General features: G+C 57.8%; 21 protein-coding genes. 12 read left to right on the top strand and 9 right to left on the bottom strand.

Going from position 1 to position 19,823, the window contains the following annotated elements:
- The first annotated feature begins 9 nt into the window (after positions 1-9).
- The 5 genes from N7578_RS00105 (at position 10) to N7578_RS00085 (ending at position 5,151) form a co-directional block, all read left to right on the top strand.
- Complete coding sequence (locus tag N7578_RS00105; protein ID WP_311108298.1) at positions 10-915, top strand: sugar phosphate isomerase/epimerase; 906 nt, start codon at positions 10-12, stop codon at positions 913-915.
- A gap of 89 nt (positions 916-1,004) precedes the next feature.
- The gene (locus N7578_RS00100; RefSeq protein WP_311108297.1) at positions 1,005-2,237 is read left to right on the top strand and encodes a sugar ABC transporter substrate-binding protein; all 1,233 of its coding nucleotides are present in this window, start codon (positions 1,005-1,007) and stop codon (positions 2,235-2,237) included.
- 117 nt (positions 2,238-2,354) lie between these two features.
- Entirely contained in the window at positions 2,355-3,257 is a 903-nt protein-coding gene (locus N7578_RS00095; protein ID WP_311108296.1) for a sugar ABC transporter permease, read from the top strand.
- Positions 3,254-4,081, top strand: a complete 828-nt coding sequence (locus N7578_RS00090) for a carbohydrate ABC transporter permease (protein ID WP_311108295.1) — start codon at positions 3,254-3,256, stop codon at positions 4,079-4,081. The genes N7578_RS00095 and N7578_RS00090 overlap by 4 nt, the downstream gene beginning before the upstream one ends.
- Positions 4,078-5,151, top strand: a complete 1,074-nt coding sequence (locus N7578_RS00085) for a sn-glycerol-3-phosphate ABC transporter ATP-binding protein UgpC (RefSeq protein WP_311108294.1) — start codon at positions 4,078-4,080, stop codon at positions 5,149-5,151. Before N7578_RS00090 ends, N7578_RS00085 begins: the two co-directional genes overlap by 4 nt.
- 36 nt (positions 5,152-5,187) lie before the next feature.
- Here the strand turns inward: N7578_RS00085 and N7578_RS00080 are convergent, their stop codons facing one another.
- Together N7578_RS00080 and dinB are read right to left on the bottom strand one after the other, a co-directional pair.
- Positions 5,188-5,850, bottom strand: a complete 663-nt coding sequence (locus N7578_RS00080; RefSeq protein ID WP_311108293.1) for a LysR substrate-binding domain-containing protein — start codon at positions 5,848-5,850, stop codon at positions 5,188-5,190.
- A 325-nt stretch (positions 5,851-6,175) separates the two neighbouring features.
- Entirely contained in the window at positions 6,176-7,270 is a 1,095-nt protein-coding gene (dinB, locus tag N7578_RS00075; protein ID WP_311108292.1) for a DNA polymerase IV, read from the bottom strand.
- A gap of 36 nt (positions 7,271-7,306) precedes the next feature.
- On the opposite strand from dinB, the gene N7578_RS00070 reads away from it, so the two are divergent.
- Positions 7,307-7,693: a hypothetical protein gene (locus tag N7578_RS00070; RefSeq protein ID WP_311108291.1), complete on the top strand. Its 387-nt coding sequence runs from the start codon at positions 7,307-7,309 to the stop codon at positions 7,691-7,693.
- Between the two features lie 227 nt (positions 7,694-7,920).
- Here N7578_RS00070 and N7578_RS00065 read toward each other — a convergent pair whose 3' ends face one another.
- Entirely contained in the window at positions 7,921-8,115 is a 195-nt protein-coding gene (locus N7578_RS00065) for a hypothetical protein (protein ID WP_311108290.1), read from the bottom strand.
- A gap of 175 nt (positions 8,116-8,290) precedes the next feature.
- On the opposite strand from N7578_RS00065, the gene N7578_RS00060 reads away from it, so the two are divergent.
- The 3 genes from N7578_RS00060 to N7578_RS00050 all read left to right on the top strand — a co-directional run bounded on the left by N7578_RS00060 (position 8,291) and on the right by N7578_RS00050 (position 11,770).
- On the top strand, positions 8,291-9,439 hold the full coding sequence (locus tag N7578_RS00060) for a mandelate racemase family protein (RefSeq protein ID WP_311108289.1): 1,149 nt from the start codon (positions 8,291-8,293) through the stop codon (positions 9,437-9,439).
- A 16-nt stretch (positions 9,440-9,455) separates the two neighbouring features.
- On the top strand, positions 9,456-10,085 hold the full coding sequence (locus N7578_RS00055; protein WP_311108288.1) for an SGNH/GDSL hydrolase family protein: 630 nt from the start codon (positions 9,456-9,458) through the stop codon (positions 10,083-10,085).
- 86 nt (positions 10,086-10,171) lie between these two features.
- On the top strand, positions 10,172-11,770 hold the full coding sequence (locus N7578_RS00050) for an ABC transporter substrate-binding protein (protein ID WP_311108287.1): 1,599 nt from the start codon (positions 10,172-10,174) through the stop codon (positions 11,768-11,770).
- Between the two features lie 198 nt (positions 11,771-11,968).
- Here the strand turns inward: N7578_RS00050 and N7578_RS00045 are convergent, their stop codons facing one another.
- From N7578_RS00045 to N7578_RS00025, 5 genes are all read right to left on the bottom strand, one after another.
- The gene (locus N7578_RS00045; RefSeq protein ID WP_311108286.1) at positions 11,969-12,730 is read right to left on the bottom strand and encodes an ABC transporter ATP-binding protein; all 762 of its coding nucleotides are present in this window, start codon (positions 12,728-12,730) and stop codon (positions 11,969-11,971) included.
- Positions 12,730-13,566, bottom strand: coding sequence for an ABC transporter ATP-binding protein (locus N7578_RS00040; protein ID WP_311108285.1), 837 nt, complete (start codon positions 13,564-13,566; stop codon positions 12,730-12,732). Before N7578_RS00040 ends, N7578_RS00045 begins: the two co-directional genes overlap by 1 nt.
- 4 nt (positions 13,567-13,570) lie before the next feature.
- Entirely contained in the window at positions 13,571-14,458 is an 888-nt protein-coding gene (locus N7578_RS00035) for an ABC transporter permease (RefSeq protein ID WP_311108284.1), read from the bottom strand.
- A complete protein-coding gene (locus tag N7578_RS00030) occupies positions 14,458-15,480 on the bottom strand; it encodes an ABC transporter permease (RefSeq protein WP_311108283.1) in 1,023 nt (340 codons plus the stop codon). Before N7578_RS00030 ends, N7578_RS00035 begins: the two co-directional genes overlap by 1 nt.
- A 394-nt stretch (positions 15,481-15,874) precedes the next feature.
- Positions 15,875-16,615 (bottom strand): FadR/GntR family transcriptional regulator, encoded by a 741-nt coding sequence (locus N7578_RS00025; protein ID WP_311108282.1) that lies wholly within the window; start codon positions 16,613-16,615, stop codon positions 15,875-15,877.
- A gap of 330 nt (positions 16,616-16,945) precedes the next feature.
- On the opposite strand from N7578_RS00025, the gene N7578_RS00020 reads away from it, so the two are divergent.
- Together N7578_RS00020 and N7578_RS00015 are read left to right on the top strand one after the other, a co-directional pair.
- Positions 16,946-17,542: a hypothetical protein gene (locus N7578_RS00020; protein WP_311108281.1), complete on the top strand. Its 597-nt coding sequence runs from the start codon at positions 16,946-16,948 to the stop codon at positions 17,540-17,542.
- A 50-nt stretch (positions 17,543-17,592) separates the two neighbouring features.
- Positions 17,593-18,420, top strand: a complete 828-nt coding sequence (locus N7578_RS00015; RefSeq protein WP_311108280.1) for an AraC family transcriptional regulator — start codon at positions 17,593-17,595, stop codon at positions 18,418-18,420.
- Here the strand turns inward: N7578_RS00015 and N7578_RS00010 are convergent.
- Positions 18,417-19,193: an AraC family transcriptional regulator gene (locus N7578_RS00010; protein WP_311108279.1), complete on the bottom strand. Its 777-nt coding sequence runs from the start codon at positions 19,191-19,193 to the stop codon at positions 18,417-18,419. The two genes, N7578_RS00015 and N7578_RS00010, sit on opposite strands and share 4 nt — an antisense overlap.
- Positions 19,194-19,463: 270 nt before the next feature.
- Here N7578_RS00010 and N7578_RS00005 point away from each other — a divergent pair.
- Positions 19,464-19,823: hypothetical protein (locus tag N7578_RS00005; protein WP_311108278.1), on the top strand; the 360-nt coding region annotated here is incomplete at its 3' end.

Raw genomic sequence — 19,823 nt, 5'->3', positions numbered from 1 at the left:
GAAAATGTAATGAGCGAAAAGAACAGCAATTCCATCCGCGTCGGTACGATGGTCAGCGCCACCAAGGGGCAGGCCGCACAGCGCATCGCGCAGATCGCCGATATGGGTTTCGAAAGCTTCGAGCCGTTTTTCTGGCAGACCACGAACGGTCAGGATATCGCCGAACTCGGCAAGCGCTGCGTCGACGCGATCGGCGACAGGGACATCACCATCTCGACAATCGGCATGTTCGGCAATCCGCTTGAGGAAACCGACATGGATCTGCAGACCCTGCAGGGCTGGAAAGACTGCATCGACAATGCCCATCATTTCGGGGCCACCTGCGTGGCCGGGTTTACCGGGCGTATCCGCAACAGGCCATTGCCGGAAAGCCTGCCACGCTACCGGCAGATCTGGAGCGAGCTTGCCAAGCGTGCGGCTGACAAGGGTATCAAGATCGCCTTTGAAAACTGCGCCATGGATGGCAACTGGGCGACAGGCGACTGGAACATCGCTCATAACCCGGATGCCTGGGAGCTGATCTTCAACGAGACGCCCGACGACAACATCGGGCTTGAATGGGAACCCTGCCACCAGATGGTCTATTTGATCGACCCGTTGCCACAAATCCGCAAATGGGCGCACAAGATTTTCCACGTTCACGGGAAGGACGCGACAATCCGCTGGGATGTCATCCGCGAACACGGGATTTTCGGCAAACACCCGTTCGTTTTCATGCGCACGCCGGGATTTGGCGACAGCAACTGGACAGACATCATCTCGGAGCTGCGGCTTGCGGGCTGGTCCGGCTCCATCGATATCGAGGGTTGGCATGATCCGGTCTATCGCGATCAGCTGGAAATGACGGGACAGGTTCACGCGCTGAACCACCTGAAACAGGCGCGGGGCGGCAATTTCGTCGTCGACCCGACCTGACGGTGAAGATCTAGCAGCAATGCGCCGATTGCCGGAGGAGGCCGGCAATCGGCAAAGTAACGCCACGATAACCCTGAAGGAGGAGAACCATGGGTATCCGAAAGCATTCGATTGCCGTTGCACTGGCCATGACATGCGCTTCATTCGTCGGTTTCGACGTGAAGGCCGAAGACGTCACGCTGACCCTGTGGTCGCTGGATCGCGACATTCAGCCGGCTCCAAACCTGATCAAGGAATTCAACGCCCAGAACAACGGGATCAAGATCGAATATCGCCAGATCCAGTTCGATGATGTGGTGAGTGAGGCGATGCGCGCCTACTCGACCGGCAAGGCGCCTGACATTATCGCCATCGACAATCCCAATCATGCGATGTTTGCGTCGCGTGGCGCCTTTCTCGATCTGACGGACAAGATCAAGGAATCGACGGTCATCAAGCCGGAAAACTACTTCCCCGGACCGCTGAAGTCGGCCACCTGGGATGGCAAATATTACGGCGTTCCGAAAGCGACCAATACGATCGCTCTCTACTACAACAAGGATCTGTTCAAGGCTGCCGGGCTTGATCCGGAAAAGGCGCCGCAGACCTGGGACGAACTTGTCGAAACGGCCAGAAAGCTGAACGATCCGTCGAAGAATATTTACGGCATCACGTTCTCGGCCAAGGCCAATGAGGAAGGCACGTTCCAGTTCCTTCCCTGGGCGCAGATGGGTGGCGCAAGCTACAAGGCGATCAATGGCGAAGGCGCCGTACGCGCCCTGACGATCTGGAAACAGATACTGGATGAAAAACTGACGTCGCCCGATACGCTGACGCGAAGCCAGTGGGATTCCACGGCAACGTTCAATGCGGGCAATGCGGCGATGGCCATTTCCGGCCCATGGGAAATCGACCGTATGCTGGCCGATGCCAAATTCGAGTGGGGTACAGCGCTTTTGCCGGTCCCGCAGGAGGGCGCGCAGCGTTCCTCGGCAATGGGGGACTACAACTGGGCGATTTTCTCGAAAACCAAGCATCCTGACGAAGCCTTCAAGGCGCTGGAGTTCTTCGCGTCCAAGGATGACACGATGTACAAGAATTTCGGACAGCTTCCGGCCCGCGCCGATCTGCCCGTTCCGCCAACGGGCAATGCCGTGAAGGATGCGGCTCTCGCCACCTTCATCGAGCAACTGAAGTACGCCCAGCCGCGTGGTCCGTCACCCGAATGGCCGAAAATCTCCAAGGCCATTCAGGATGCCATTCAGGCAGCTCTGACCGGCCAGATGGAACCCAAGGCAGCACTCGATCAGGCTGCCGAGAAGATCAAGTCGATCGAAGGCTGATGCATTTTGTGATCCGCCGTCTTTTATCCGTGTGGATCATGAACATCCCTTTCCTCCCGGCCGAAACTGTCCGGCACTGCGGTGCCGGGCAGTCTTGAACGATGAAAAGAGGTCCTGATGAGACGAGTACTCTCCAGTATCAGCGATGGCCGAGGCTTCGACCTGATGCTCGTCGGCGTACCCTTCGCCTTCCTGTTTGCGTTGGCCGGGCTGCCGTTGATTTACAATATCCTGATGAGCTTTCAGGAAGTCGATATGTTCAGCCTCGGCAGCTTCATTCGGCCATTTGTCGGCATCGACAATTACGTTGCGCTTTTCCAGCAGCCCGAAACGCTGCCGATCCTGACGAACACGCTGATCTTTGTCGTCGGCTCCATTGCCGGGCAGTTCATCATCGGTTTCGGCCTGGCACTGTTCTTCTGGACGAGTTTTCCCGGTTCAAGCTGGCTGCGCGGACTCTTCCTCGTGTCTTGGGTGATGCCCGGCCTCGTCGTGGGCGCCATCTGGAACTGGATCCTGTCAGGCGATTTCGGTGTGTTGAATTTCTTCCTGCGCGAAAGCGGCCTGATCGACGGCAACATCTTCTGGCGTTCGGACCCGAACTTCTCTCTCTGGGCGGTCGTCATCGCCAATATCTGGCTTGGTACGTCGTTCAACATGATCCTGCTGTCGGTCGGCCTGTCAGCCATTCCGGGTGATCTTTATGAGGCTGCTGAGATGGATGGCGCCAATGCGTGGCACAGGTTCTGGACGATCACCTTGCCGATGATGCGCTCGACCATCGGCGCGATCATATCGCTCGGCCTCATCTTCACCCTTCAGCAGTTCGATCTATTCGCGGCAATTACCGATGGCGGGCCGAACAATTCCTCCAACGTTGCCCAGTATTGGGCCTGGGATCTGTCTTTCCGCCAGTACGACTTTGGCAGGGGAGCGACGATCTCGGTGATCATGACGGTGTTCGTGATGTTTGCCGCTGCGGTCTATGTTCGTTCGACACGGCATGAGGTGCGCGGATGACCGAAACTTCCCGCAACCGTCTGATGCTGGCGATCGCTCTCATCATGGCGGCCATCTATCTGTTCCCTCTCTACTGGATGTATATCACCGCGATCAAGAGCGGCTCCGAGATGTTCGCCAACCCACCAAGTTTCTGGCCTTCGTCGGCGCAGTGGGGAACATTCACCTATGTCTGGGAAAGCCGGAACATGGGCCGCTATCTGTGGAATTCGACGCTCATCGCTTTCGGATCTGTTGCGCTGATCACGGTTCTCGGTACCGGCTGCGCCTATGTTCTGGCACGTTACCGCAACGTATGGATCGACACAGGCCTTTTCCTGATCCTGATGCTGCAGGTTCTGCCGGCTTCCCTGATGGTGACACCGATCTTCGTCGGTTTCACGCAGATCGGCCTGCTCGACTATCCGCGACTGGCGGTCGTTCTGGCGATTGCCGCGAAAAGCATGCCGTTCTTTGTCGTTCTTGTCCGGGCGACATTCATGGCCGTTCCAATGGAACTCGAGGAGGCGGCGCTGGTTGATGGCAATTCTCGCGTCGGCGCCTTTTTCCATATCGTTCTGCCCCTTGCCCGTAACGGCATTCTGGTCAGCGCGATCCTCATCTTCATGCAGGCCTTCGGTGAATTCGTCTATTCCAAGTCGATGATCCAGGACGTCAGCCTGCAGCCCGCCAGTGTCGGCCTCAATTCTTTCATGGGACCGAACACCAGCGAATGGAACAACATCATGGCCTACGCCACAATGTACGTGACGCCGATCCTTGCGATCTTCGTTCTTCTGCAGCGGCGCATCGTCTCCGGCCTCACCTCGGGAGCTCTCAAATGAACCAACAGATCGAACTTTCCGGCGTCAACAAGTATTACGGCGCCTATCACGCATTGCGGGATATCGACCTGTCCATTCCCAAGGGCACGTTCGTTGCACTGGTCGGCCCGTCGGGATGTGGAAAATCGACGCTGCTGCGCTCTCTCGCCGGGCTTGAAACCATATCGAGTGGCGATCTGATGATTGCAGGGGAACGCATGAACGGCGTTCCGCCCAGAAAGCGCGACCTTGCCATGGTTTTTCAGTCCTATGCGCTCTACCCGCATATGACGGTCGAGCAGAACCTCACCTACAGCCTGAAGATCAAGGGCGTCAAAAAGGCGGAAGCGAAAAAGGCTGCAGAAGAGGTTGCGGCGATCACGGGCCTGTCCAGTCTCCTCCATCGTTATCCGCGCGAGCTCTCGGGTGGTCAGCGTCAGCGTGTGGCAATGAGCCGGGCGATCATCCGCCATCCGAAGGCGTTCCTGTTCGATGAGCCGCTTTCCAATCTAGACGCCGCGCTGCGCGTCCACATGCGAAAGGAGATCAGGGCGCTTCATGACAGGCTCGGGGCGACGTCCGTTTACGTAACGCATGATCAGGTCGAAGCCATGACGATGGCCGATCACGTCGTCGTCATGCGCAGCGGTGTCATCGAGCAACAGGGCAGACCACTCGATCTCTACGACCGGCCCGCCAACCGTTTCGTTGCCGGTTTCATCGGTTCTCCGGCGATGAATTTCATTCCGGCGCGATCGTCTTCCGATGGAAAATCGCTGACGCTCGATCTTGCCGGTCCGCGTGTTGTGGAGCTGGTGCGACCCCTGCGGCCCGATCTGGATGTGATTGTCGGTGTTCGCCCGGAACATCTGGTGCTCGCACTGCCGGATGAAGACGGGTTCGATATACCGGTCGCCGCAATCGAATCCACGGGCGCCATGACATATGTGACGACGGCAACCACCCCGGAAATCGTCGTCGTCCTGAACGGCAGATCGTCCATTGGCTCCGACAAGACGGTCCGGCTTACCTTCGACCGTAAAAACGTCCATATCTTCGACGCAAAAACGGAGCAGCGGATTGATGTGTAGCCGGGGATGGCGGCGCGCATCATGGTCTGCAGTCGATCAACCAGGGCATGGAAACCGGCTATCCTCTGCGCACCGGCCGGGCGTATGGCGTAGTGTTGATCGCAGATGAATCCCTCTCGACGGAAGACGGGAAGGACACCACCGCAGCCAGTCTGGCATGCCTGCGGTTAGGAAGACATAACAGCATTCCCGAGCAGAGCGAGACGGATAAGGCTGGTGGCTGATAGCCGATATCCTACGCAGGCTTGGTTCACCGCCCTTCTTATTTTGCCGGAGTATCCTTGGGAAAATCCGCACCCAAGGTGTAGATAAACTTGCGTAACACGGAGGAAGTCCGAGGCGGGTGAGGAAGACGAGATGGACGAGCCCCTTCATGCCGCGCCATGCGGGCAGCACGCGCCCAAGCTTTCCCTCATCAAGCGCCTGGCGACATGTATGGTCGGGCAGACGGTCGACGCCGAGTCCGGCAATCGCTGCCGTTATGACGGCGGTAACATCTGCGCAGCCGATACGGGGCTCGTAGGGCGGAAACGTATGAGCGCGGCCGTCGTCCGTCTCCGGAAACCCGTTGACCTCGCTTCGGTCGTCCGTGGTGGAAAGTGTCGTTTCTAGAACAAGCTGCTGGACATCCCCGATCTGGCTTGTGATCTGCGGGCTTGCGACAAGAATATGGGTCGAGTTTCCGAATGATCGCAGCATGGGATGTCCTAAAATTAGGCAGGCTTTCTCCTGTGTTGCGTTTTATGCATGGCTGGGCTGCGGCGGAGCCACTAGCCCGTTTTGGGGAATTCTTTATAAATCAACCCAACGAAGCGATGTACCTCCTCCCACAGAGCTTCGTATTTTCAGGCGACCCACTCCTCCTCCCAAGGGAAGTCTGAAGGAACAGCGGCACTCCTCCTCCCAGTCGCTGTTCGGTTCTTTTCGGAAAGCCTGCCGCACCTCCTCCCGCGGCAGGCTTTTTCGTTTGTGCCCCGGGAGCACCGTGCTTACCGACAATCAATTCAGACTTTCGGACCGTGTTCTACAGATTGAGATTGAGCTGCGGTTGATACGCTGTATCGGGCTGGTCCTGTTCCGTCGTCAGCGATGACAGGGTTACGCCAAGCAGACGTACCGAACGCCTGAACGGATAGACCGTTGCCAGCAATCCCGAGGCGGCCTCGAGGACATCGTCACAACGCATGAACGGCAAGGTGCAGGTTTTGCTGCGGGTGGCCTGCGTGAAATCCGAGTATTTGATCTTTACGGTCACTGTCTTGCCGCTGATCCCCTTGTCCTCGCAGTAACTCCACACCTTCTCCGCAAGCGGTTTCAGTTCACGCGTTGCATGGTCGAGATCATCTATATCCTGCATGAACGTGTCCTCGGCTCCCACCGATTTTCGAATGCGATCCGGGCGAACCTGCCGCTCATCGACGCCGCGGGCGATGCCGTAGAAATAGCTGCCGGATTTTCCGAAGTGCTCGGTCAGGAAAGGCAATGACCTGGCCTTCAGGTCTGCCCCCGTTTCGATGCCAAGGCGGTGCATTTTTTCGGCCGTCGCAGGGCCGACACCGTGGAATTTCTTGACAGCCAGTTGTTCCACGAATGCCGGTCCGTTCTTCGGGGTGATAACCGCCTGACCGTTGGGTTTGTTCAGGTCGGATGCCATCTTGGCAAGAAACTTGTTGTAGGAAATACCTGCCGACGCGTTGAGACCCGTGACGGATTTGATTTTCGCCCGGATTTCCAGCGCGATCTCGGTCGCGATGGGCATATCCTTGAAGTTTTCCGTTACGTCGAGATAGGCTTCATCAAGCGATAGCGGCTCGATCAGCGACGTGTATTCGGCAAAGATCTCGCGGATCTGCTGTGAAACGGCCCGATAGACCTCGAATCGTGGTTTTACGAATATCAGCTCCGGGCATTTGCGGGCGGCGGTGACGGAAGGCATTGCCGAACGCACGCCGAACTTTCGTGCCTCATAGCTTGCGGCCGCGACAACGCCGCGAGCCGCGGCGCCACCCACGGCCAGTGGTTTGCCGCGCAGTTCGGGATTATCGCGCTGCTCGACGGACGCATAAAACGCGTCCATGTCCACATGGATAATCTTTCGGGTCTCGGCGGTGTCGCTCATTGCGGTTCTGGCTGACGGTGCACTTGAAAGGAACGGATGGTGGATCGAAACAAAAAGAGAACATACGCTGCGTTTCAACAGATCGCAACGTTTGTTCTTTGGTCGTTCGCTCCACCCCTCCAAGTGCCTGACCCAATCCTGAAATGTCATCTTGATAAAGATTTGCGGCTGAAACAGATGTTCGGAGAACATGCCCGGCGTGATGTCCGTTCGGATGTGGACTCGTCGCTGCGTGGTATCGTAAAGGCCGTTGATCAGCTGATGAATGCGCGCCTGGCGCGCCAGAAGGCTGTCGGTTCATATGAGGTTGATCTTTCCAAGGCCAGTATGGACCAAGGCGGCAGCAGAACTGGAAGCGTTCCGCAGCAAGATGCGTCATCCGGGCGCCTTCGGCCAGCGGATCGCTTTCATGCGCGCGCATGAACATGAGATAACGGAGTCGAACCAGCCGCTCGTGCAGATCGTCAGCACAGGCGACGTCGAGATTGGAATGCTTTCACCATCACGATCGATGAGGCCCCGGGGGAGGGAGACTGACGTCTCGCTTACTGCCGCCACGGTCGATCCGGCCAGCCAGACGATCAAGCGAATGGGCCGTGTTGTGGATGATATGCAAAGCATCCTGCCGCGGATGAGTGGGCCCACGAAATTCATCCCGCGTGGGGGAGCCGATGGATCAGGATGTGACGACGGTGGCCGAAGGTTCGCACGTAGAAACCGTCGGGGAGCGGGCGTTTCTGATCGCCAATCAGACGGCGCAAACCGTCAGGTGCCAGCAGGTCTTTCTGCTGGCAGGACAGCAAAACATCTTTTGTGGTGAAGGCGGCAAAGTCGGTTTCCGACATACATCGCCTCGCATTCGCTGGATGAAACCAGCGGATTGGCTGGGTGAATGCCGCAGTCTGTTTCATCTTGTAGATTATTTGTCATGCAAGTTTGACAAGTTGTCTGGTGTCTGTCTAATATCGTGTTAGACAAGGCGGCGTACAAGGCTGCGCCCTTTCGCATACTGGAGGAAAAATGATTATCACCGACGTCGAAGTGCGGGTTTTCCGCACGACCACGCGCCGCCATTCGGATAGTGCCGGACACGCACATCCTGGCGCGCCACATCAGGTCGAGCAGGCAATGCTGACCATTCGCACGGAAGATGGTCATGAAGGACACTCCTTTACGGCGCCGGAAATCGTGCGCCCGCACGTCATCGAAAAATTCGTCAAGAAAGTGCTGATCGGCCAGGACCACCGCGATCGCGAACGCCTTTGGCAGGATCTGGCGCACTGGCAGCGCGGTTCCGCTGCACAGCTCACGGATCGCACGCTGGCGGTGGTCGACTGCGCATTATGGGACCTCGCAGGGCGCACACTCAATCAGCCTGTATACAAGTTGATCGGTGGGTATCGCGACAAGGTTCTGGCCTATGGCTCGATCATGTGCGGTGATGAACTCGAAGGCGGTCTGGCCACTCCTGAAGACTATGGCCGTTTCGGTGAAACGCTGGTCAAGCGGGGCTACAAGGGTATCAAGCTGCACACATGGATGCCACCGGTCAGCTGGGCGCCCGACGTGAAGATGGACCTGAAGGCCTGTGCTGCGGTGCGCGAGGCGGTCGGGCCGGATATCCGCCTGATGATCGACGCTTTCCACTGGTATTCACGCACTGACGCACTTGAACTCGGTCGCGGTCTCGAAAAGCTTGGCTTCGACTGGATCGAGGAGCCGATGGACGAACAGTCCCTGTCTTCCTACAAGTGGCTGGCGGACAATCTCGATATTCCTGTTGTCGGGCCGGAAAGTGCTGCCGGCAAGCACTGGCACCGTGCCGAGTGGATCAAGTCTGGCGCGTGCGACATTCTCCGCACCGGCGTCAACGATGTCGGCGGCATTACGCCGGCACTCAAGACCATGCATCTGGCCGAAGCCTTTGGCATGGAGTGCGAGGTGCACGGCAATACAGCGATGAACCTGCATGTGGTGGCCGCCACGAAGAATTGCCGTTGGTACGAGCGCGGCCTTCTGCATCCATTCCTCGAATATGATGACGGGCATGATTATCTGAAGCAACTCTCCGATCCGATGGACCGGGATGGCTTCGTTCACGTTCCGGATCGTCCGGGGCTTGGCGAAGACATCAATTTCGACTTCATCGAAAACAATCGGGTCCGGTGATGATGAGGCGGCTGGCATGAAGAATGTTCTGGCGTTTGGTGACAGTCTGACATGGGGTGCAGATCCGGCCACGGGTCTGCGACATCCGCCAAAAGGTCGCTGGCCAGAGGTTCTGGCGCAGGAACTCGACGGAAGCGTGAAGGTGATCGCCGAAGGTCTTGGCGGTCGCACCACCTGCTACGACGATCATGCCGGGCCTGCCTGCCGCAATGGTGCGAAAGCGCTCGAGGTTGCGCTTGCCAGTCATATGCCGCTTGATCTCGTTATCGTCATGCTCGGCACAAACGATATCAAGCCGGTGCATGGCGGGCGTGCGGAAGGTGCTCTTTCCGGAATGCGTCGTCTGGCCCAGATCGTGGAAACTTTCCCGTACAAGCCGAGCGGCGCGAAGCCGAAACTTCTGATCGTCGCGCCGCCACCCTGTGGGCCCGGCGCTGGCGGCCAGCCCGCCGCCGGACGCAGCATTGCCGAGTCTGAGAGGCTCGCGCCGCTTTATCGCAAATTCGCCGATGAAACCGGCCACGGGTTTTTCGATGCCGGTTCTGTCGCCTCTGCGTCGCCGGTCGATGGTGTGCATCTCGAGGCCGTGGAAACGGCTGCGATAGGTCGGGCGCTGGCCGCGCCCGTCCGCTCGATACTGGGTTGAACCGTCCAGTTCCTGTGGAGGAACAGGCTGGCGGGTCTTGTAACCGTGGGCCGTATTCCGTGTGATCGGCCACAAAAGGAGGAAATATGAAACATTTTCTGGCAACGGTGGCGTTCGGCGCCCTTCTCGTGTCTGCCATGCCCTATAGTGCATTGGCTGAAACGCCGCAAGATCAGCTTGTTGTTGCGACGACCATGAACAACATCCTGACGCTCGATCCCGCCGCCATTACCGGTCGCGAGACTGTCCAGGTTCTCAACAATATCTACGATACGCTCGTGGTTCTCTCTCCAGAAGACCGCAGCGTTCAGCCGCGCCTTGCTGAAAAATGGGAAATTTCCGAGGATCGCAAATCGATCCGTTTTCACCTGCGCGGCGATGTGAAATTCGCCTCCGGCAATCCGGTTACGGCCGGGGATGTCGCATGGAGCCTGAAGCGTCTTCTGGTACGCAATCTGGCGCAATCGTCTTTTCTCAAGACACGCGGTTTCAAGCAGGAAGAAGCTGACAAGCTGTTTGTCGCAGAAGACGACCGCACCTTCGTGATCAACCTGCCGAAGCCAGACGATCCGAACCTGCTCCTCATGATCCTGGCGCAGAACGGCCCCGGTTCGATCATTGATAGCAAGACTGCTCTTGCCAACGAGAAGGACGGCGATCTGGGCGGCGCATGGCTGACCTTGAATTCGGCCGGATCCGGTCCGTTCAAGTTGACGCAGTGGAAGTCGAACGAGTTCATCATCCTCACGCGCAATGGCGACTACTGGGGCGCGGCACCGGCCATGAAGCGCGTCCTGCTGCGTCACCTGCCGGAATCGCAGTCACAGCGTCTTCTGCTCGAAAAGGGTGATATCGATGTCGCCTATTCCCTGCAGGCGCCGGACCTGAAGTCGCTGGAAGCTGACAAGGAAGTTGCCATAGAATCCACGCCCGGTTCCGGTTTCTATTACCTCAGCGTATCGATGAAGGACGATCACTTCGCCAACAAGAAGGTCCGTGAAGCTCTGCGTTACCTGATCGACTATGACGGCCTCGACAAGGCGGTGATGCCTTATTATGGCAAACTCCACCAGCGTCCGCTCTCGACAGGCGTCATGGGCGCGCTGCCGGATCAAGGTTACAAGCTCGACATTGAAAAAGCCAAGGCTCTGCTTGCGGAGGCCGGTTATCCGAACGGTTTCAAGACGACGCTGCGCGTATTGTCCGAAGACCCGTTCATGAAGGCAGCGACGGCGATCCAGAACACGCTGGCGCAGGCCGGAATCCAGGCGGAACTCATCAGCGGTTCGGGCGACCAGATCTATGGGGCGATGCGCGAACGCAAGTTCGAAATGCTTCTCGGTCGCGGCGGCGGCGGTCAGCAGCCGCATCCCGACAACAACCTGCGCTCCATCGCCTATAACCCGAACAATTCGGACGAAGCAAAGCTGACGAACTATCAGAGCTGGCGCACGAGTTTTTATGACGAGAAGCTGAACAAGCTGATCGAAGACGCGCTTGTGGAGCGTGACCCTGCCAAGCAGGCCAAGCTCTATGAAGGCGTGCAGCAGTACATGGATGAGATCGTCATGTCGATCCAGCCCTTCTCGGAGGTGGTCGATACGGCCGCATTCAGAAGCGATGTCAAGGGCATGATCGTCAGCCCCTGGCTCTCGCGCTTCGAAGGCGTGACGAAAGCGCGCTGATCCCGGCTTTCGATAGCTAAACCAATGAAAAGGCGTGTCGCATGACACGCCTTTTTCTTTTGTCTGTTATAAAATCAAGGACTTGCTGCTCAACGGCTCCAGTCCTGCTCGTCAAAAAAATACCCGGCGCTGGGGCCGGGTAAGTTTGGGAGGAAGGACGTTTTCGCTGACGACGGAGAACGTGAGGCGACGGGATGGTCAGTGCGCCCCTTCATACTCCAGCGACGCGCCGATGAGTTCGCGTGCATAGGGGTGGCTGGCCTTGTTGCCTTCGATAGCCTCACGCGGGAGGATTTCGGTGATTTCGCCGCGCAGCATGACCGCGAAGCGGTCGCACATGTGATCGACAACGGCCAGATCGTGCGTGACCATGATGTAGGTGAAACCACGCTCCTCGCGCAGGCGCTGAAGCAGGTTGAGGATTTCGGCCTGGACCGAGACATCAAGTGCTGAGGTCGGCTCATCGAGTAGCAGCAGCGATGGTTCAAGGATAAGAGCGCGGGCAATCGCCACACGCTGCCGCTGCCCGCCGGAAAGCTGGTGAGGAAAGCGGTCGAGGAAAGATAGGGGAAGGCCGACATCGGTGATGGCCTTACGCATGCGGGCTTCACGGTCATCCAGCTTGTGGATGGCGAGAGGCTCATTAAGAACGGTGCGCACCGATTGACGCGGGTGCAGCGAGCCGTAGGGATCCTGGAACACCATTTGCAGCGTGCGGCAACGTTCGATGAGGGGCATGTCCCTTACGGACTTCCCATCGATCAGGATGTTGCCGGTCCATATGTCGTTGAGCATGGAAATGCAGCGCAGGACGGTGGATTTACCGGAGCCGCTTTCACCGACGAGGCCGAAGCACTCGCCCGGTTCCACCCTGAAGGTGACGTCCGGCAGAACCTTGGTCGCAGCAGGGCCAACGCCGAAGGTGATGGAAAGATTACGGGTTTCTACGGAAACGGACATCAGGCTCTCTCCTCCAGCCATTCCGGACGGCGATCAAGCATGGCAAGTGGGGCGCGGGCGCCGCCGATCCTCGGTTGAGCCGCCAGCAGGCCGCGGGTGTAGGGATGGGCGGCGTTTTCGAGATCCTTCGCCGCCAGCGTTTCGACGATGCGACCGGCATACATGATGAGAACGCGATCACAGAAGTTGCGGACAAGGTTCAGGTCGTGGCTGATCATGATGAGGCCGATGCCGCGATCGCGCACCAGTCCGTCCAGAATGTTCAGCACCTGCAATCGCACGGTCACGTCGAGCGCAGACGTTGGCTCGTCGGCGATCACCAGATCGGGGTCTGCAAGCAACATCATTGCAATCATCACGCGCTGACCCATGCCGCCGGATATTTCATGCGGATATTGCTCGTAGACACGCTGCGGATCGCGGATTTTCACCGCGTCGAGCATGGAAAGCGCCTTCTCCCGCGCCTCGCTCCGGGAACATTTGAAATGGCGCAGGTAGGTTTCCGCCACCTGTTCTCCCACACGCACGATGGGGTTCAGCGAGAACTTCGGATCCTGAAGGATCATCGACATGCGCCGGCCGCGAATGCGGAGCATTTCCTTTTCGTTGAGCGCCGTGAGATCCATGCCGTCAAAACGAAGCGTGTCGGCAGTGATGGTCGCTCCCGGCAGCAGGCGCAGAAGTGCGCGGCCGACCGTCGATTTACCCGAACCGGATTCTCCGACAATGCCGAGCCGTTCCCGGCCAAGGGTGAAGGAAACGCCGCGCACGGCGTCCGTGGGCGATCCACCATAGCGGATGCGAAGGTTTTCGACCTGAAGAATTGTCTTGTCCATCGCCTTATCTCCGGTTCATCTGCTTGGGATCGAGCGCATCGCGCAATCCGTCACCGAGAAGGTTAAATGCAAGGCTTACCGAAAGGATTGCCACGCCGGGAAAGGTCACAAGCCACCAGCTGTCGAGCATGTAACGGCGGCCTGTGGCGATCATCGCGCCCCATTCCGGCAGTGGCGGCTGCGCGCCGAGGCCGAGAAAACCAAGGCCGGCAGCGGTGAGGATGACGGTCGCCATATTCAGTGTCAGGCGAATGAGAACCGACGGAAGGCACATGGGCATGATCGATTTCACGATGATGCGTGTGGAGGACGCACCCTGCAGTCTCGCGGCCGATATGTAGTCGGCGTTGCGAAAGGTCATGGCTTCTGCGCGTGCCAGTCGAGCGATCGGCGGCCATGACGTCAGGGCGATGGCGATGATCGCGTTGTTAAGGCTTGGACCAAGTGCGGCGACGAAAGCCAGCGACAGGATGAGGCTCGGGAACGACAGGAAGATATCGGTCACGCGCATCATCACGGTATCGACCTTGCCGCCGAGATAGCCGGATGTGGCGCCGACGATCAACCCGATGGGACCAACGACGATGGAAACGAGGAAGATGATCGTCAGCGTGATGCGCGCGCCCCAGACGAGGCGGCTGAAAATGTCGCGCCCGAGTTCATCGGTGCCGAACAGGTGGCCGCTGCCGGGTGCCTGCAGGGTGTTCGCCAGATTCTGGGCATAGGGGTCGTGCGTCGCAATCAGTGGAGCGAACGTGGCCGTCAGAATGAGCAGAGCCAGTACGGTGAGGCCGAACGCCGAGGTCGGGCTTTTGAGAAGGAAAAGAACGATATTCTTGAGTGCGGCCAGCGGCGCTGGCAGTCGCACGATGGGTTCAGCGCGGGTAGCCATTAGCGGGTCCTCGGGTCGAAGATACGGTAGAGAGCGTCAGACAGAAGATTCAGTCCGATAAAGATGACGCCGACGATCAGCACGCAAGTCATGACGGCATTCATGTCGCCAGTAATGAGATTGCTTGTCAGATATTGGCCGAAGCCCGGCCATGCGAATACCGTCTCGATCAGCACGGCGCCTTCAAGGAGGGAGCCGTAGGCAAGCGCGATGATCGTAACCAGCTGGACGCGAATGTTGATGAACGCATGCCGCCAGATTGTCTGGTTCTGCGAAAGACCCTTGACGCGTGCCGTGGTGACATATTCCTGGCCGAGCTGGTCCAGCATGAAGCTGCGTGTCATGCGGGTAATGTAGGCGGACGATGAGTAGCCGAGCAGGGCAGCCGGTAGGATGATGTGATTGACCGCTGACCAGAAGACGTCCATTTCGCCCGCAAGCAGGCTGTCGATCAGCAGGAAGCCCGTTCGTTCATCCACGAGGCCGATGTAGAACTGGTCCATCCGCCCGCTGCCGCCGACAAGTCCCAGATGCGCATAGAACACAATCAGCGCGATCATGCCGGTCCAGAAGATCGGCATCGAATGGCCGAAGAGGCTGAAGACGCGCACGACATGGTCGGGCCAGCGATCTTTGTTCACGGCGGCAATGACGCCGAGCGGAATGCCCAGCCCTGCGCCGATGAGGATCGCAAAGGTAGCCAGCTCGATTGTTGCGGGCATGACATGCAGGATATCCTGGATGACAGGCTGTCCGGTGCGGATGGAGGTGCCGAAATTGCCGGTGAATACATCCCCTAGATAATACAGGAACTGTTCCCAGAGTGGCCGGTCGAGGCCAAGCGAGCGAAAGACCTGTTCATAGGTTTCGGGGGTCGCATCTTCGCCGACGATGGCGCGGACCGGATCGGCAGGCATGAGACGGCCGATGAAGAAGGTCAGAAGCAGCAGACCAAGTAGCGTGATCGCTATGGTTCCGATCTGCCCGGCTGCACCGTAAAATCGTAAGGGGCGTTTTGACATGGTTCCTCCCTGTGGCCGCTTTAAGAACGTGCGGCGATACAGGCTCCCATCCTGTATGACAATTTCTTAAAACCTGTCACAGGTTTGCGGGGCTGTCAAGCGAGGGTTACCGGCGCAGGCAAACGCAACTGGGCGGTAGATGGTGGACGCCACGCGATTATAGCGGTTCGGGCGCAGAATAATTGTTGCTGTCCCGGTGCAGATTTCGAGAGGATGCGAGAAGCGATAGTGGGAAATCCGCCGTGCAGCGGCGAAAGTGCAAGCCAATGCATGCTTCTTGTCTGTCGGGGCAAATGGCCAGCTGGCAAGGTTTTCGACGTGTACGTTCGAGTTGCGCTTACGAACGGAAAAACAGTGGATAGCCTGCCGCCGTGAACGAGGCCGAGCGTTTTCGTCAGGACGTTTCCGCCGTCATCGTTCGGGACCGCAACAGCACGTTGTAACGTTCCAGGCTTCCGCGAAGATGCGCGCGCATCCGTTCGCGTGCCGCTTCTGCGTTGCCCTCAATGATCGCTTCGACAATCAGGCCGTGCTCTTCCTGCAGGTGAAGATTGTAGTCTTTTGGTCGCGATCCAGGTGCGGAGCCCTGAAGCTCCCCGCGTGGAATGATACCTGAACGGATAAGCTGCAAAAACTCAGGAAAACGCCGGTTCTGCGTGGCTTCGGCAATGGCGAGATGCAGCTCGAAGTCCGCATCACGGGTGGGGTTTCCGGTCGCAAGACATTCGCCGACGCGCTGATGGGCATCGAGGATGGCTTCGATCTGTGCTGCGGAGCGGCGCGATGCCGCAAGTCCCGCCGACTCGACCTCGAAAACGGTGCGCAGTTCGAGAAGCTCGATAACGGACGAAATCCGCTCCGTCGTCAGATCCCTGAATGGCAAGTTCGGTTTCGGCTGCATCTCAAGTGCAAATATACCCGCACCCTTCCGCGCCTCGACCAAGCCGTCGGCGCGGAGAATGGCGATTGCTTCCCGTACGACGGTACGGCTGACGGAATATTCACGCGTCAGCGCATTCTCGCTCGGAAGCCGGTCGCCGGGGCGGAAGACGCCTTCCGTCAGATCCTTCCGAAGCGCAGCGCTGATGGTTGCCGCAAGTGATGCACCACGCACGGTCGTGTTCGCAGCTTCCATGTCCGTTCCTTACTTGTTAGTAACCTGTCTGGCATGTTAGCTGTTATCCCGCCGAAAGCAAGGGTGGCGTGTGTTGTCGAGTTGCAGATACACGGATGATGTGGGTTGAGGGTTCCATAGGAAGACGCTTGATCATCCGGGGGCATCGTCTGTTCTTCGCATGGGATTTTTACCTGTCTGGCATATCCGGATCGAAAAAACGGTGCGAGGCGGATGGCAGGAATTAACAATATCCATATGCCGGGTGTGTGCTAACCCTTTCCCCGAGACGATGAGGTGCGCCACGGCAGGCCCTTGGGCTCGGTGTCAGGGTTGCATGGGGCGTATCGGATGAATTCACTCGGCAGTTCCAGCGACTGTGTCGGCGCTCTTTTTGGAGAGCCGGATGCCGTTTGCCTGCGTTGCATGCCCTTGGGATTTGCCACCTTCAGCGCCACTCGGATCCGGCGGGTGTTGAAGACGGGCGAAGACTTCGGCGTCACCATTCCCGCGCAGGACAGCTATTTTCTGATGCTTTACCTGTCCGATACTGTCATTTGCGATGTGGCGACAGACGGAAGCCGTTCTCATTCAAGGCATTTTCGCCGCGGCTCGATCTGCCTGATAAACCTTCGTTGTGGTGCGCGTATCAGCGTCCACATGTCGCTGGATGCCGTGGCCTTCGTCATTCCATATGTCCTGATTGACGAGCTTGCCGCCCTTTCTACACCTGGAAGCCATGTGGAGCTTCGGTGTCTGCGCGGTAAGCCTGATCCCGTTCTGGCCAATCTGGGCACGGCACTTTTGCCGATGTTCCTACAGGATCCACAGGCAGTAGATGCGATGCTGCGGCATCTGGCGATGGCTATATGTGCGCACGTCCTGCATCACTATCGCAGGTCACCACTGTCTTCTGGGAGGGGCCGTGATGAGCCTTTCCTGCATTGACACTGGCAGATTTGCATATCGAGGCACAAAGTTCAGCCGGAGGTGATGGGGTGCAGATTCACGTCTCAGACATGACGATCACCAGGAGGAAGCATACGGATGCTTCCTTTCCTGTCGGTCTTGCGAATGACTTCGAAGAGGGTTTGAGGGTTATCAGCCATCTGGCGGATCCGGGACACTATCGGTTATGGAAGGCCGGTGAGCTTGCGTTTGAGGGGCACCGGTCGCGTGGTCTCACGGATATCACCGATCTCAGGGAGCCCTGGCAGTATCACCACCTTGCGCCTTTCGATGTTCTGGAGTTCAAGTTTCCGCTTTCTTTCATCCAGCATCATGCCGCTGAGGCCGGTCGCCCGGAGTTTCGAAATCTGGAATGTGCGTTTGGAGCGGCGGACCCGGTGATCGTCGGGCTTTCCAGCGCTTTGCTGCCTTTTTTCGATGGCCACGGCGATCGATCGGCAAGCAGGCTGTTTCTGGAAAATGTTGCTTTTGCGTTGATCATCCATCTGATGCAGACCTATGGCGGTCTTTATTTCCCGCCGCGGGGGAAAGGCGCCCTTGCGCCTTGGCAGGAACGTCGGGCGCTGGAGTTTCTTGTCGCGCATCTGGATGCGCGATTTTCCGTTGCCCAGCTTGCGGAGGAATGCGGCCTATCCTCAAGTTACTTCAACAAGGCTTTCAAAAAAACCTTCGGCAAGACGCCCCATCGGTGGCTTATCGATTATCGCGTTTCCAAAGTGAAGGACCTGCTTTGCAGCACGCTTCCGTTGTCCGATATCGCTGCGGCGTGCGGTTTTGCCGACCAGAGCCATATGACGCGGGTCTTTTCCGAGGCAGTCGGTGATTCCCCTGCAAGCTGGCGCCAGAAATATCGTTAGTTTTCGGATGCGTTCCCATCGTCGCGTCCTGCCCGTCGCCAGGAACCTGGGGGGATGCCAACTGTTCGCGTGAACACCCGCGTCATGTGACTCTGGTCGACGAAGCCGCAGATGCCCGCCACCTGGCTCAGCGGCAAATGACCGCCTTTCAGAAGCTCCATAGCTTTGTCGACACGGCGGCGCATCATCCATTGGTAGGGTGGCATACCGGTCGAAGCCTTGAAGGCCCGCGTGAAATAGGAAGGTGAAAGGCCGCATTCCCGTGCCAGTTCGGCAACCGGCAGGTCGCCATCGAGTCTGGCGTCGATCACGGCTTTCGCTCGTTTGAGCTGCCACGGCGCGAGTGCTCCGGGATGCATCAAAGGCAAGCTGCGCGCTTCGCCGTAAGTGGTGGCCATGTGGGTTGCAAGTGCCAGCCCGACATGATCGACGAACAGGCGGCTTGCCTGTGCCGGATTGGCGAATGCTGGCAGCAGCGCCTCGACAAGGCCACGTATTGTCGGGTCGTTGACGTCGGCGCCGGGCATGACATTCAGCGTTTCAATGCGCCTGGTGCCGTGGTCTTCTTCCAAAGCGTCCAGCGCGGCCCGGGGAATGTGAAAATTGACGCAATCGAACGCGGAGCGCAAGTTGGCCTGCCAGCTTCGATTGTAGTCGTAGAGTGAAAAATTGCCTTTTCGGAAGCTTTGAAACTCCACCCTTCGTCCGTCCACCCATAGATCGCCAAAATAGTCGCGAAGCTGGACAGAGAGCAGAAAAGCATCTTCTGCCACATGTTGGTCCACATAGCCGTGGTTTGGTGTTTCGCGTGCTATCCGCGTCGCCGTCACCAGGCTTTTACTCAGGACGGATGCGGCGACGGAGTTCGCCTTTTTGACCCGCAGGTACTCCATATACTGGTTGTTTGTGGACATTGATTTCGACAACTTCTGCGCAATCCGTGACAACGTTAGTCTTCAGCGGTTGGTTCTGAAATTCATTATTTTACAATGGATTAAGGTTCTGTTCTGAGACATTATAGCGTTGATGCAAGGCGATGCAAAGTGTCGCACAACGGCGCTGCGGCAAAAGTCAGAAATATCCAAAATCGGCGCGTTTTAGACAAGATGGCGATGCCGGAAATGCTTCATAAGAACGGCAACCAGAGCCATCATGGAAGCACGCAAAAAACGGAACGATTTATTATTTCAATAATCGCAATTCAATCTCAATTATTATTGCAATTTTGTGCTGCTGCTGATCGGGCTAGATATAGTTCCAACAGAGACGCAACGGAAACACCGGTCAACAGACACGACACGCCGGTCAACCCTCGCGACGACGTTTCAACCCGCCGCTACCGGCTCATCAATCTTACGGAGAACCATCATGTCGAAGCTCGAAGTCCTGACCCCCGCCAACAG

The sequence above is a fragment of the Agrobacterium tumefaciens genome (assembly GCF_031801495.1).
Taxonomy (GTDB): Bacteria; Pseudomonadota; Alphaproteobacteria; order Rhizobiales; family Rhizobiaceae; genus Agrobacterium; species Agrobacterium tumefaciens_K.
The sequence above is the reverse complement of the archived record's forward strand: the minus strand, read 5'-3'. Positions and strand labels throughout refer to the sequence as shown.

Bases quoted from the DNA above. Each gene is read 5' to 3' on its own strand.
- N7578_RS00105 (WP_311108298.1), top strand. From the start codon at position 10: ATGAGCGAAAAGAACAGCAATTCCATCCGCGTCGGTACGATGGTCAGC.
- N7578_RS00030 (WP_311108283.1), bottom strand. From the start codon at position 15,480: ATGTCAAAACGCCCCTTACGATTTTACGGTGCAGCCGGGCAGATCGGA.
- N7578_RS00060 (WP_311108289.1), top strand. From the start codon at position 8,291: ATGATTATCACCGACGTCGAAGTGCGGGTTTTCCGCACGACCACGCGC.
- N7578_RS00080 (WP_311108293.1), bottom strand. From the start codon at position 5,850: ATGCTGCGATCATTCGGAAACTCGACCCATATTCTTGTCGCAAGCCCG.
- N7578_RS00040 (WP_311108285.1), bottom strand. From the start codon at position 13,566: ATGGACAAGACAATTCTTCAGGTCGAAAACCTTCGCATCCGCTATGGT.
- N7578_RS00020 (WP_311108281.1), top strand. From the start codon at position 16,946: ATGAATTCACTCGGCAGTTCCAGCGACTGTGTCGGCGCTCTTTTTGGA.
- N7578_RS00090 (WP_311108295.1), top strand. From the start codon at position 3,254: ATGACCGAAACTTCCCGCAACCGTCTGATGCTGGCGATCGCTCTCATC.
- N7578_RS00070 (WP_311108291.1), top strand. From the start codon at position 7,307: ATGGTGGATCGAAACAAAAAGAGAACATACGCTGCGTTTCAACAGATC.
- N7578_RS00055 (WP_311108288.1), top strand. From the start codon at position 9,456: ATGAAGAATGTTCTGGCGTTTGGTGACAGTCTGACATGGGGTGCAGAT.
- N7578_RS00065 (WP_311108290.1), bottom strand. From the start codon at position 8,115: ATGTCGGAAACCGACTTTGCCGCCTTCACCACAAAAGATGTTTTGCTG.
- N7578_RS00035 (WP_311108284.1), bottom strand. From the start codon at position 14,458: ATGGCTACCCGCGCTGAACCCATCGTGCGACTGCCAGCGCCGCTGGCC.
- N7578_RS00025 (WP_311108282.1), bottom strand. From the start codon at position 16,615: ATGGAAGCTGCGAACACGACCGTGCGTGGTGCATCACTTGCGGCAACC.
- dinB (WP_311108292.1), bottom strand. From the start codon at position 7,270: ATGAGCGACACCGCCGAGACCCGAAAGATTATCCATGTGGACATGGAC.
- N7578_RS00050 (WP_311108287.1), top strand. From the start codon at position 10,172: ATGAAACATTTTCTGGCAACGGTGGCGTTCGGCGCCCTTCTCGTGTCT.
- N7578_RS00085 (WP_311108294.1), top strand. From the start codon at position 4,078: ATGAACCAACAGATCGAACTTTCCGGCGTCAACAAGTATTACGGCGCC.
- N7578_RS00045 (WP_311108286.1), bottom strand. From the start codon at position 12,730: ATGTCCGTTTCCGTAGAAACCCGTAATCTTTCCATCACCTTCGGCGTT.
- N7578_RS00100 (WP_311108297.1), top strand. From the start codon at position 1,005: ATGGGTATCCGAAAGCATTCGATTGCCGTTGCACTGGCCATGACATGC.
- N7578_RS00095 (WP_311108296.1), top strand. From the start codon at position 2,355: ATGAGACGAGTACTCTCCAGTATCAGCGATGGCCGAGGCTTCGACCTG.